The sequence below is a fragment of the Lamprobacter sp. genome (assembly GCF_034860625.1).
GTDB lineage: Bacteria > Pseudomonadota > Gammaproteobacteria > Chromatiales > Chromatiaceae > Lamprobacter.
Genome location: NZ_JAYESN010000056.1, coordinates 17,725 through 30,029, shown reverse-complemented (window position 1 = coordinate 30,029; position 12,305 = coordinate 17,725). Strand labels below are relative to the sequence as shown.

Sequence of the window (12,305 nt, the reverse complement as noted above, 5' to 3'; positions counted from 1 at the left end):
GCCAGCTGTGCCGCTCCGGTCTGAGCGGGTGGTGTCTCAGGCAAGCACTGGCACCATCCGCTCCGTACTCCGGCTCATTGTCACTGAAGGCGCAGGCGAGGTCTTTAGAGGCGGCTTCCATCAATCAGTCCACCTCGTCTTGGGCTTTAGCACGGTGACCAGCAGGCGGGCGTTCAGCGCGAGTTGGATAAGCTCATCCGAGAAACACCTTGCTCGCCGGATAGGCCACCCGAGCCTTGGCTCGCGTGGCCAGGAAGAAGCCGAGCGTCAGCGGCCCGACGCGCCCGATGAACATCACCGCAATGATCACCGCCCGGCCCAGCTCGTCCAACGCGCCGGTGGTGCCGCGCGAGAGACCGACCGTGCCGAACGCGGAGGTGACCTCGAAGGCGGCGTCGAGGAAATCACCGTCGTGGGTGAGCATGATCAAGAAGATGGCGACCAGCACTGTCATCAGGCTCACCATGGCCAGCGCCAGGACCTTCATGACCTCCTCGGCCCCGAGGCTGCGTCCAAAGACGTGAAGCTGCGAGCGGCGTTTGAAAAAGGCCCGGGTGGCCAGCAGCAGCACGATGAAGGTGGTCACCTTGATGCCGCCCGCCGTCGATGTGCTGCCGCCGCCGATCACCATCAGCGACATGAACATCATCGCCGTGCTCTCATGGATGCCGCCGATATCGACGGTGTTGAACCCGGCGGTGCGCGTCGTCACCCCCTGAAACCAACTGGCCCAGAGCCGCTCGGCGATGCCATCGAGACCACCTAGCGTCGCCGGGTTGGTCCATTCCAGCGCGGCGAACAGGAGCACCGACCAGAGGATCAGGCTCAGCGTGCCGACGATCATCAGCTTGGTGTGCAGCGAAAAACGGCGCCAGCCGCGCTTGCCGTAAAGCTCAGTGACGACGACGAAGCCGAGGCCGCCGAAGATGAACAGCGCTGGCACCACAAGGTTGATGATCGGGTTGCCGACCCAGTGCGACAGGCTATCCGGGAATAGCGCGAAGCCGGCGTTATTGAAGGCCGAGACCGTGTGGAACAGCGCTTGCCAGAGTCCCTCTGCCCAGCCGAACTCGGGCACGAAGACGATGGCAAGCAGCGCCACGCCGAGCAGCTCGCAGGCCAGCACCACCTTGATGATGCCGCGCACCAGCGCCAGCAGATCGGTGATCGAAGTCTGGTTGAGGTCGTCGCGCAGGTAGATACGATGCGAGATGCTCAGCGGCAGGCCCAGCATGGTCAAGACCAGCACCGCGAAGGTCATGAGCCCAAGCCCGCCGAGCTGGATCAGCAGCATGACCACGGTCTGTCCGAACAGGGTCAGCTGGTTGCCGGTATCGATCACCACCAGGCCCGTGACGGTGACCGCCGAGGTGGCGGTAAAGAGGGCATCGGACCAGGAGATCGGCTCCGGCGTTGCGACCGGCAGTTTCAATAATCCGGCGCCGGCGGCGATCAGCGCCGCGTAGAGCAAGGCGAGGATCGCGGGTGGCGGGATCTGGAGCCGCCCGCCCTTTCTAATCCACTTCAGGCGCATGACCCGAACCAGAGCGCAGATCAGAGGCTGTCACCGAGGCGCCGCATGTTCTCGCGGCGCCCCAGCAGCAACAGCTTGTCGTCGGTTTGTAGTTCTGCGCTGCCACTCTCGCAGGAGAGGAACTCCGAGCCGCGCATCAGGCCAAGCGCGCGCACGTCAAAGTCATCGCTCAGTCTCAGCTCATCGATCCGTTTTCCCGCGAGGCTTTCGGGCACGCGGAAATCCACCACATGGAAGCCGTTGCCAAGGCTCACATAATCGCGCACCAACGGATTGTGCAGCATCTGCGCGATGTGGCGGCCGATCTCCTGCTCGGGCTGGATCACGCGATCCGCGCCCATCTTGCTCAGGATGCGGTGATGGGTGCGGCTGATCGCCTTGACCCAAACGGTGGGCACACCGAGCAGCTTGACGTTCATGGTGCAGAGGATGTTGGCCTCGAGCTCTTCGCCGATGGCCACCACTGCCACGTCGTAATTACCGACGCCAGCCTCGCGCAACGCCTGCTCGTCCCGCCCGTCGGCGATCAACGCCTCGGCCAGCGTCTCGGCGACGTTGGCCACGTTTCGCTCTAGGATATCGATTCCCAGCACATGGTTGTTGAACCGCGCCAGCTCCGAGGCGACCGTGGTGCCGAAGGTGCCGAGGCCGATCACGGCGAAACTGCGCTTTTGTTGTGTTGACATCGACGTTATTCGGGTCGCGATTCCAAGAATGGCGGTGATTCTAGCCCTTGGGCGCCAACTTGCAAAAACGACAGCGAGTCTCGCTGGCTCGCGGGCAAGCGCGCTGCGGCAAAATAATACGCCTTTGTGACGCCATTCTCCCGCCGGCGCCTAGCGCTGTGACGCCCGCGCTCTCTAACCTTTCCAGCGTCAGTCAACAACGCTGTGTGAGGTCATCGTGTACGCCATCCTCCTGTTCGTCGTGCTGGCCTTGCTCGTCTATCTGTCGGTCGCCCTGCTGCGGCCCGAGAGGTTTTAGCCATGGGCATCGTCAGCGCAGTGATTCTCGTCGCCCTGTTCGGGCTGTGTTTCCTGTTCATTGAAGGGGAGGACCAACTATGAATGAGGTTCTGCTCATCTACGCGGTCGCGCTGTTATTGGCCTGGCCGTTGGGACGCTACTTGGCGGCGATCTATTCGCCAACACCGACCGCGCTTGATCGGGTGTTTGGCCCTATCGAGTGGGTGATCCATCGCGCCATCGGCGTTCAACCCCTTGCCCCGATGAGTTGGAAAGACTACGGCAAGGCGCTGCTCAAGCTACACGTCATCCTTGGTCTCATCGTTCTGGTGATCCTGATGCAGCAGGGGCGGCTGCCGCTGAACCCGGATGGCATCGCGGGCATGAGCTGGGATCTGGCGCTGCACACCACAGCGTCCTTCATCACCAATACCAACCAGCAGCACTACTCGGGTCAGGCGCAACTGTCCTATTTCGCGCATCTGGTCGCGATCGTCAGCCTGCAGGTGATCACGCCAGCAGCGGGCATCGCGGCGCTGGTCGCCATCCTGCGCACGGCATTCGCGCGACGGGAGGAAACGGCGACGACCAGTGACGGCCCTGTATCGGTCGGCAACTTCTATGCTGACCTGGTCCGCGCGATTGTCCGGCTGATGCTGCCGTTGGCCTTCATCACCGCGCTGCTGCTCGCTTGGCAGGGGGTGCCCAACACGCTTGAAGGCGCACAGACCGCCACCCCGCTTGATCCCAGCGCGGCGCTTGCCGAGCAGCGCATCCCGGTCGGCCCGGTGGCGCCCATGGTCGCGATCAAGCAGGTGGGCACCAACGGTGGCGGCTGGTACGGGCCGAACAGCTCCGTGCCGCTAGAGAACCCGACGCCGGTGTCCAACTTCGTCGAGACCGTCGCCATCGTGCTGATCCCGATGGCCCTGGTGTTCATGGCCGGCTATCTGACCGGTCGGCGGCGTCTGACGCTCCTGGTGATGGGCGTGATGCTGACCCTGTCGGCCATGCTGACCGGTGTCGCGATCTGGTCGGAGAACCAACCCAACGACACCTTTGCCGGCCTCGCCGCCGAGGGTCCAAATCTGGAGGGCAAGGAGGTGCGCTTCGGTGCCGCGGCCACGGCGCTCTGGGGCAGCTTCACCACCCAGACCTCGAACGGCTCGGTGAACGGCATGCATGATTCGTTCAATCCGCTGGGTGGCGCCTCGCTGCTGATGGATATGTTCATCAACGCCACCTTCGGCGGGGTTGGCGTGGGGCTGATCAACTTCCTGTTGTTTCTGCTGCTCGCGGTGTTCCTCGGCAGCCTGATGGTGGGCCGCTCACCAGAGGTCTATGGCCGCGCGCTGGAGGCCAAGGAGATCAAGCTGATCAGCATCGCGCTGTTGATCCAGCCGCTTTTGATCCTCGGGCTGACCGCCACGGCGGTCGCGATTCCGGGCCTGGCGCAGAACTCCAACCCTGGCTTCCATGGCCTGAGTCAGGTGCTCTATGAGTACACGTCGGCATTCGCCAATAACGGCTCCGGCTTCGAGGGCTTGGGTGACGATACGCCCTGGTGGAACCTCAGTTGTGCGGTGGCGCTGATCCTCGGGCGGTTTATTCCGATCCTGGCGCCGCTGGCGCTGGCCGCCCACCTGGCGGGCAAGCGTGTCGCGCCCACCACCTCGGGCAGCCTGGCCGTGGAAACGCCCACCTTCGCCGTGCTGACCCTGGGCGTGATCCTGATGTTCGCCCTGCTCAGCTTCTTCCCGGTCCTGGCCCTGGGGCCGGTCGCCGAGTCCCTGTCATTGGCGGGCTGATGGCCTGGAGAAACCGTCATGAAACATCAACGCAACCAAATCAAGTTACTGAATGCCCAGACCCTGGCCCGCTTGGCGGGTGAGTCGCTGCGGCGGCTCGATCCGCGCTGGCTGGCGCGCAATCCAGTAATGTTCGTGGTCGGGGTCGGCACCCTGGTGACCTTGTGGCTGACCGGCGCCGATCTCCTGGCTGGCCGCCCTTGGGGCTTCGATCTGGCGGTCAGCCTCGTCTTGCTGTTCACCCTGCTCTTTGCCAATGCCGCCGAGTCCCTGGCGGAGGCGCGGGGCCGGGCGCAGGCCGAGAGCCTGCGCTCGACCCGGGAGCAGCTCGTGGCCCGGCGCGTGCGGGGGGACGCTGAAGAGTCGGTGCCCGCCACCGTCCTGCGTCGCGGCGATCGGGTGCGGGTGCTGGCCGGCGAGCTGATTCCCGCCGACGGCGAGATCGTCGAAGGGGCCGCCAGCATCAACGAGTCGGCGGTCACCGGTGAATCGGCACCGGTGCTGCGCGAGGCCGGCACCGACAACAGCGGCGTCAGTGCCGGCACCAAGCTGCTGACCGACAGCATCCTGGTCGAGGTGACGGTGGAGTCGGGCCAGTCGCTGCTGGATCGCATGATCGCGCTGGTGGAAAGCGCCAAGCGGCAAAAGACGCCGAACGAGATTGCGCTCACCGTGCTACTGGCGGCGCTGACCATGGTGTTCCTCATCGTCGTGGCGACGCTGGTGCCCTTCGCCGCCTTTGTCGGCGGCGAGGTCCCAGTGCCGGTGCCAGTGCCGGTGCTGGTGGCGCTGCTGGTCTGCCTGATTCCCACCACCATCGGCGGGCTGCTGCCGGCCATCGGCATCGCCGGCATGGATCGGGCCATGCGCGCCAACCTGGTCGCCAAGTCGGGCAAGGCGGTGGAGGTGGCCGGCAACATCGACACCCTGCTGCTGGACAAGACCGGCACCATCACCCACGGCGACCGCCAGGCCAGCGACTTCCTGCCCTTGGCCAAGATTGCCCCCGAGCAGTTGAGGGATGCGGCCTCGCTTGCGTCACTGGCCGACCCCACGCCGGAGGGCAAGTCCATCGTGGCGTTGGCGAGTGATCGCGGGGCGACCGTCGAGGCCGACCCTGAGGCGCGCGTCCTGGCGTTTTCCGCCAAGACCCGCCTCTCAGGGATCGACCAGCCCGACGGCCGTCGCATCCGCAAGGGCGCGCCCGATGCCATCCGCCGCTTCGTCACCGAGAACGGCGGCAGCTATCCCGACGAGACCAGCGCACTGGTGGAGCGGGTGGCACGTGGCGGCGCCACCCCGCTGGTGGTCGCGGAGGACGACCGGGTGCTGGGCGTCGTGCCCTTGTCCGACATCATCAAGACCGGCATCAAGGAACGCTTCCAGCGGCTGCACGCCATGGGTGTGCGCACGGTGCTGATCACCGGCGACAATCCGCTCACCGCCGCCGCCATCGCCGCAGAGGCCGGTGTGGCCGATTACATCGCCGAGGCCACGCCGGAGGATAAGCTGGACTACATTCGGCGCGAACAGGCGCAGGGGCGGTTGGTCGCCATGATGGGCGACGGCACCAACGACGCGCCGGCCCTGGCGCAGGCCGATCTCGGGCTGGCGATGAACTCCGGCACCCAGGCCGCCAAGGAGGCCGGCAACATGGTCGATCTCGATTCCGATCCGACCAAGCTGCTGGAGGTGGTGGAGATCGGCAAGCAGTTGCTGGTCACCCGTGGCGCGCTCACCACCTTCTCGCTGGCCAATGACGTGGCGAAATACTTCGCCATCCTGCCGGCCATCTTCATCGCCAGCGTGCCGGCCATGCAGGCGCTCGACATCATGCAGCTCAACAGCCCGGCCACGGCGGTGTTGGCGGCGGTGATCTTCAACGCCCTGGTGATCCCGGCGCTGATCCCGTTCGCGCTGCGCGGGGTGCGCATCCGCCCGATCAGTGCCGATGCGCTGCTGCGCCGCAACCTGTTGATCTACGGTCTGGGCGGGCTGTTGCTGCCGTTCCCGGCGATCAAGCTCATCGATCTTGGTCTTGGTTTGCTGATGTAGGAGACCGTCATGAAAAGAACCCAATCCGTTGCTCTGAAGTCCCTCGCGAGTCCTGTAAAAAGCTGGCTGGCGGCACTGCGCGGCGCCTTGGTGCTGATGCTGCTGTGCGGCGTCCTCTACCCGCTGGTCACCGTGGCGATCGGTGGCGTGCTGTTTCCTACGCAGTCCACCGGCAGCCTCGTCGAACGCGATGGCACGGTGATCGGCTCGGCGCTGGTCGGTCAGCCGTTCAAGGCACCGGGCTACTTCCACGGCCGTCCCTCGGCTGCCGGCTACGATCCCTTTGGCGTCTCGGGTTCCAATTGGGCGCCGAGCCACCCGGCGCTGCGCGACCGGGCGGCGGCCAGCTCAAGCGAGATCGCCGCCGCCAACGCCGTGGAACCGATGGCGATCCCTGTCGATCTCATCGCCGCCTCCGGGTCGGGCATCGATCCCCACATCAGCCCGGCGGCCGCTGAACTTCAGATCGACCGGGTCGCCGCCGCGCGCGGGCTGCCCCGAGCAGCCGTCGCGGCCTTCGTGGCCGGACATGTGGAACGGCCCGTGTTGGGCGTATTGGGACAGCCGCGCGTCAATCTGCTGCAGTTGAACCTGGCCCTGGATGGGCTCGACGCTGAGCCGGTCACCAGGTAGGCATCAGTCTGGGCACTGCAGCGCATGGCCGGGGATGGCCCATCCCCGGCCTTTTGGTTCAACCGGCCTTGGCGGAAGTGACGACAAACCAGGAGAGATTCAGGTTGGAACGACCATGAATGCGACAGTGAACGATCGGCCCGACCCCCAGGCCCTGCTATCGGCCATCACGCGCGAGCGTCACGGGGCGCTCAAGATCTTTCTAGGCGCCTTCCCCGGCGTTGGCAAGACCTACAAGATGCTGGAGGCGGCGCGCGAGGCGCGGCACGAGGGCGCCGATATCGTCATCGGGATCATCGAGAGCCATGGCCGGCAGGAAACCGAGGCGCTGTGCGAGGGACTGGAGTCCATCCCGCTGCTGCCGCTCGAGTATCGCGGCGCGCAGTTTCGGGAGCTGAACCTGGATGCCATTCTCAAACGCGCGCCAGCCGCGGTGCTGATCGACGAACTGGCCCATCGCAACATTCCCGGGACCCGCCATCCACGCCGTTATCAGGATATCGAGGAACTGCTAGAACACGACATCGATGTCTGGACCACGGTCAATATCCAGCACCTGGAGAGTCTGAACGATGCGGTTGCACGCATCACCGGCGTGCGCATGCGGGAGACGGTTCCGGACACCCTGCTCAGCGCGGCGCGCGACGTCGTGCTGGTGGATCTGACACCTCGCGAGCTGATCGAGCGGCTCAAGCAGGGCAAGGTCTACGTCCCGGAACAGGCCCGCGCGGCTCTTGATGGCTTCTTCAGTCCGACCAATCTGTCGGCCCTGCGCGAGCTGACCTTGCAGACCGTGACTGAGCGCATCGATCGCGATGTGCGCGAGGTCATGCGCACTCAGGGGGTCGCGGGTCCCTGGCCGGTGCGCGCGCGCATCGTTGTCGCCGTTGATGGCGTCGGTAATGGTGATGAGCTGGTGCGCCTCGGCCGACGCCTCGCCGAGCGGCGTCGGGCGCCCTGGAGCGTGGTGTTCGTCGATCGCGGCGACACCGGCCCGGAACAGCAGGCCGGTGTCGAGCGCACCTTCGAGCTGGCCGCGCGTCTCGGCGGCGAACCTGTCACGCTGCGCGGCCACGATCCCGTGGAGGAATTGATCGCCTTCGCGCGCGAGCACAATGCCACCACCCTGGTGGTCGGACGGAGTCGGCAGCGACCCTGGGCAGGACGCTTTGGTGCCACCTTGAGTCAACGCTTGTTGCGCCAGGCCGAGGAGTTCGAGATCACCTTCGTGGCCTCAAGGTCGGCCCGGGTGCGGCGACGTCGACGCTGGCTCGGGCGACTGGAGCCCGCGCGTGACTATGTCCTGTTACTGGTTGTGGTCGCGGCGGCGACCGGGGTTGCCGCCGCCATCGAACCACTGGTTCCCTTGCCCAGCTTGTCGTTGGTCTTCCTGACCGCCGTGTTGCTGGTCGCGGTGCGCACGGCCATGCGCCCGGCATTGATCGCTGCGGTCCTGAGCGCTGCCGCCTATAACTTCTTCTTTACCGAGCCGCGTTACACCTTTGCCATGTCTCGCACGCATGAGCTGGTGACCGTCGGTTTTTTTCTGATCATGGGCCTGATCGGCGGCCAGTTGGCTGGTCGTCTGCGCCACCAGGTGCTCGCGCTGCGCGGCACCAATGAACAGACGCAACGGCTGCTGTCCCTGAGCCGCCGCCTGGCGGCTGCGGTCGACCTCGCGACGGTCCATCGCGAGGCGACCCTGGCCATCGCCGAGCATCTGCACGTGCCGGTCGTGCTGCTCGCACCCAGTGATGGCGGTCAGATGGCACTGGCAGCCGCCTCACAGGACGAGCTGGCGCTGAATGACAAGGCCTGGTCGGCGGCACAGTGGGCCTATGATCACCGGCAACCGAGCGGCTTTCAAACCCAAACCCTCTCGGCGATCGATTGGCGCTTTCTGCCCCTGGCCATCGATCAGGACTGCTTCGGTGTGCTCGGTGTCTATCAACCAAGCCAAGGTTTCCAGAGTGAACAACTCGCCGCCATCGATGCCCTGATCACGCAGGTGACGATGGCCATTGCCCGTATCGGTCTCGCCACCACCCTGGAGCAGGCCAAGGTCGCGGAAGAGACCGAGCGCTTGCGCTCCGCGCTGCTGTCATCGGTCTCGCACGACTTGCGCACCCCGCTGGCCTCGATGATCGGGGCCGCGAGCAGCTTGCGTTCGCTGGATGAAGCGCTGTCCACCAAGGACAGACAAGAGCTGCTTGAGGCCGTGATCAGTGAAGGCGAGCGGCTGAACCGCTACATCCAGAATCTGCTCGACATGACCCGACTCGGGCACGGCGCCTTGAAACTGGAGCGGGACTGGATCGGCATCGACGATATCCTCAACTCGGCGCTGCGCCGCACCCGCGAGCTGCTGAGCCAGTGTCGGTTGGTCAGGAACATCGAACCGGGCCTGCCACTGCTCTATGTGCATCCGGCATTGATCGAGCAGGCGCTGGTCAATGTCATCGAAAACGCGGCAAAATTCTCGCCCGACGGCGGCGACGTGCGGGTGGCGGCGATGCGTGCGGGCGCCGAGCTCCTGATCAGGGTCTCGGATGAAGGACCAGGCATTCCGCCCGATCAGCGCGAACAGGTGTTCGACATGTTCTTCACCGGCGGCGAAGGGGATCGCGGCAAGCATGGCAGCGGTTTGGGACTGGCGATCTGCAGCGGCATGATCGGTGCCCACGGCGGGCGCATCGAGGCGCTCCCGGGTCCGGGCGGCCGGGGAACCAGCATCGCCATCCACTTGCCGCTGATCGAGCCTCCAAGCGGCGAACAAGAGGAGTGAGATGAGCGAGTGAACAACTCACTTTTCTCAGGTCGCGTTCCCTTCATTTCTGGTAATGACAAGCACGCATGACGGAAAGCCCCACATCGGCCCGTATCCTCATCATCGACGATGAGGGCCAGATCCGTCGCTTCCTGCGCATCAGTCTCAAGAGCCAGGGATATCAGGTCATCGAGGCGGAGACGGCGGGGAAGGGACTCGAACTGGCGGCGACTCAGACGCCGGATTTGATCGTGCTCGACCTTGGTCTTCCCGATGCCGATGGCCAATCGGTGCTCACCGAACTGCGGCATTGGTCGAGCGTGCCGGTCATGATTCTGTCGGTGCGATCATCGGAGAGCGAGAAGGTTGCCGTGTTGGACGCGGGCGCCAACGATTATGTGACCAAGCCGTTCGGCATCCAGGAATTCCTGGCGCGTGTGCGTAACCTACTGCGCCTGCCCAGGGCGACGACCATGCCCGATGCCGGGGTCTACGAGGACGGCTATCTGCGAATCGATCTGGTCAAACGTTTGGTGTCCGTGATGGGCGAAGAGGTTCGCCTCACGCGCAAAGAGTTTGCCATCCTCAAGCTGCTGGTCTCGAGCCCCAACCAGGTCGTCACCCAAACCCAGCTGTTGCGCGAGGTCTGGGGACCGACCCATCTCAGTGACACCCATTATCTGCGCAACTTCGTCGGTCGTATTCGACACAAGCTGGGTGAAGACACCGATGAGCCGCGCTATCTGAGAACGGAGCCTGGGGTTGGCTATCGTTTTCTCGATGGCAGGGGCCATTGACCCTCGCCGGTGCAGCAGAACGAAGCTTGGTCGAGGATGGCGGGCAATACGCCCGTACCGCGAGGATCCGTGCCTACATCGCAGGGGGAAGGCCTGCGCGTATGATAATGACTCACGGCTGCCCGATTGCGGCGGCGACCACCATAAGCGTTTATCATCGCCGCAGCGAGTACGCCCGCGAACTCACAAGAACACTCGCTGTTGCTCTTGAGCAACTTACCGTTGGTCCGCAACGCGCAGGTGCGCGGGCAAGCGGTTTCTGTCTGCGCGCCTAGGCGCGTTGGAAACCTGGGCTGTCTGGAATGCATAAAGAGCCATGAAGATCATCATCCTCGGCGCCGGCCAGGTCGGCACCTCGGTGGCCGCCAACCTGGTCAACGAAGCCAACGACATTACCGTGGTCGACACCGACGCGCGGCGCCTGCGCGAGCTGGCCGACCGCTTCGACCTACGCACCCTGCAAGGCCACGGCGCCCAGCCCGATGTGCTCATGCGCGCCGGTGGCGAGGACGCTGAGATGATCATCGCGGTGACCAACAGCGACGAGACCAACATGGTCGCCTGCCAGGTCGCCTACACGCTGTTTCACACGCCGACCAAGATCGCCCGGGTGCGCGCGCAGGGCTTCCTCGATCACCGCGAGGCACTGTTCGGCGGCGATGCCTTCCATGTCGACGTCACCATCAGCCCCGAGCAGTTGGTGACCGACTACATCCTGCGCCTCATCGAGACGCCAGGCGCGCTGCAGGTCACCGATTTCGCCAACGGGCGGGTGCGCTTGGTCGCGGTGCGCGCCTATTACGGCGGCCCGCTGGTCGGCCACGAGCTGCGTGCCCTCTACGAGCACATGCCGCATATCGACGCGCGCGTCGCAGCCATCTACCGCCAGGATCGCGCCCTCCAGCCCGAGGGCGACACCGTCATCGAGGCCGATGACGAGGTCTTCTTCATCGCCGCGCCCAAGCACATCCGCTCGGTCATGGGCGAGCTGCGGCGACTCGATCAGCCTTATAAGCGGCTGATCTTCGCCGGCGGCGGCAACATCGGCACCCGCCTCGCCGGAGTCACCGAACGCGATTATCGGGTCAAGGTCATCGAGAGCAATCTCGAGCGCTGCAAGCAGATCGCCGAGTCGCTCGAGCGCACCATCGTGCTGCACGGCGACGCCGCCGACGAGGAGCTGCTGCTGGAGGAGAACATCGAGGACACCGATGTCTTCTGCGCGGTGACCGATGACGATGAAGTCAATATCCTCTCGGCCATGCTCGCGAAACGCCTCGGCGCGCGCAAGGTCATGGCGCTGATCAACCGCACGGCCTACGTGGACCTGGTGCAAAGCGGCCCGATCGATGTCGCGATCTCACCGCAGCAGGCCACCATCGGCACCCTGCTCAAGCATGTGCGCCGCGGCGATGTGGTGATGGTGCACTCGCTGCGCCGCGGCGCCTCCGAGGCCATCGAGGCCATCGCCCATGGGGACCAGAACTCCTCGAAGGTGGTCGGGCGCACGATTGGGGCAATCCACCTGCCCAAGGGCGCCAGCATCGGCGCCATCGTGCGCGGTGATCGGGTGTTGATCGCCCACCACGACACCGTCATCGAACCCGACGACCACGTGGTCCTGTTCCTGCAGGACCGCTTGCGGGTGCCCGAGGTGGAAAAACTGTTCCAGGTCGGCGTGACCTTTTTCTAGCGGCGCGCCCAGAGCGCCCCATGCTCGAACCGCGTTGCCGTTGATTCACGGTT

At 65.0% G+C, this 12,305-nt stretch carries 9 protein-coding genes; 7 read left to right on the top strand and 2 right to left on the bottom strand.

Features of this window, described 5'->3' with window-relative positions; genetic code table 11:
• Window positions 1-193: 193 nt before the first annotated feature.
• Together VBE63_RS15115 and VBE63_RS15110 are read right to left on the bottom strand one after the other, a co-directional pair.
• Window positions 194-1,534, bottom strand: a complete 1,341-nt coding sequence (locus tag VBE63_RS15115; RefSeq protein ID WP_323683859.1) for a TrkH family potassium uptake protein — start codon at window positions 1,532-1,534, stop codon at window positions 194-196.
• A 20-nt stretch (window positions 1,535-1,554) separates the two neighbouring features.
• Window positions 1,555-2,220: a TrkA family potassium uptake protein gene (locus VBE63_RS15110; protein ID WP_323683858.1), complete on the bottom strand. Its 666-nt coding sequence runs from the start codon at window positions 2,218-2,220 to the stop codon at window positions 1,555-1,557.
• A gap of 217 nt (window positions 2,221-2,437) precedes the next feature.
• Between VBE63_RS15110 and kdpF the strand changes: the two genes are divergently transcribed.
• The 7 genes from kdpF to trkA all read left to right on the top strand — a co-directional run bounded on the left by kdpF (window position 2,438) and on the right by trkA (window position 12,252).
• On the top strand, window positions 2,438-2,518 hold the full coding sequence (kdpF, locus tag VBE63_RS31430; RefSeq protein WP_416274564.1) for a K(+)-transporting ATPase subunit F: 81 nt from the start codon (window positions 2,438-2,440) through the stop codon (window positions 2,516-2,518).
• Window positions 2,519-2,597: 79 nt separating this feature from the next.
• Window positions 2,598-4,307: a potassium-transporting ATPase subunit KdpA gene (gene kdpA, locus VBE63_RS15105; RefSeq protein ID WP_323683857.1), complete on the top strand. Its 1,710-nt coding sequence runs from the start codon at window positions 2,598-2,600 to the stop codon at window positions 4,305-4,307.
• Window positions 4,308-4,325: 18 nt separating this feature from the next.
• On the top strand, window positions 4,326-6,362 hold the full coding sequence (gene kdpB / locus VBE63_RS15100) for a potassium-transporting ATPase subunit KdpB (RefSeq protein ID WP_323683856.1): 2,037 nt from the start codon (window positions 4,326-4,328) through the stop codon (window positions 6,360-6,362).
• A gap of 9 nt (window positions 6,363-6,371) precedes the next feature.
• Window positions 6,372-6,995, top strand: coding sequence for a potassium-transporting ATPase subunit KdpC (gene kdpC / locus VBE63_RS15095; RefSeq protein ID WP_323683855.1), 624 nt, complete (start codon window positions 6,372-6,374; stop codon window positions 6,993-6,995).
• 115 nt (window positions 6,996-7,110) lie between these two features.
• Window positions 7,111-9,780, top strand: a complete 2,670-nt coding sequence (locus tag VBE63_RS15090; protein ID WP_323683854.1) for a sensor histidine kinase KdpD — start codon at window positions 7,111-7,113, stop codon at window positions 9,778-9,780.
• 68 nt (window positions 9,781-9,848) lie between these two features.
• On the top strand, window positions 9,849-10,559 hold the full coding sequence (locus VBE63_RS15085; protein WP_323683853.1) for a response regulator: 711 nt from the start codon (window positions 9,849-9,851) through the stop codon (window positions 10,557-10,559).
• A gap of 316 nt (window positions 10,560-10,875) precedes the next feature.
• Window positions 10,876-12,252: a Trk system potassium transporter TrkA gene (gene trkA, locus VBE63_RS15080; protein ID WP_323683852.1), complete on the top strand. Its 1,377-nt coding sequence runs from the start codon at window positions 10,876-10,878 to the stop codon at window positions 12,250-12,252.
• Window positions 12,253-12,305 lie beyond the last annotated feature (53 nt).

Bases quoted from the DNA above. Each gene is read 5' to 3' on its own strand.
- VBE63_RS15115 (WP_323683859.1), bottom strand. From the start codon at position 1,534: ATGCGCCTGAAGTGGATTAGAAAGGGCGGGCGGCTCCAGATCCCGCCA.
- VBE63_RS15110 (WP_323683858.1), bottom strand. From the start codon at position 2,220: ATGTCAACACAACAAAAGCGCAGTTTCGCCGTGATCGGCCTCGGCACC.
- kdpA (WP_323683857.1), top strand. From the start codon at position 2,598: ATGAATGAGGTTCTGCTCATCTACGCGGTCGCGCTGTTATTGGCCTGG.
- kdpB (WP_323683856.1), top strand. From the start codon at position 4,326: ATGAAACATCAACGCAACCAAATCAAGTTACTGAATGCCCAGACCCTG.
- kdpC (WP_323683855.1), top strand. From the start codon at position 6,372: ATGAAAAGAACCCAATCCGTTGCTCTGAAGTCCCTCGCGAGTCCTGTA.
- VBE63_RS15090 (WP_323683854.1), top strand. From the start codon at position 7,111: ATGAATGCGACAGTGAACGATCGGCCCGACCCCCAGGCCCTGCTATCG.
- VBE63_RS15085 (WP_323683853.1), top strand. From the start codon at position 9,849: ATGACGGAAAGCCCCACATCGGCCCGTATCCTCATCATCGACGATGAG.
- trkA (WP_323683852.1), top strand. From the start codon at position 10,876: ATGAAGATCATCATCCTCGGCGCCGGCCAGGTCGGCACCTCGGTGGCC.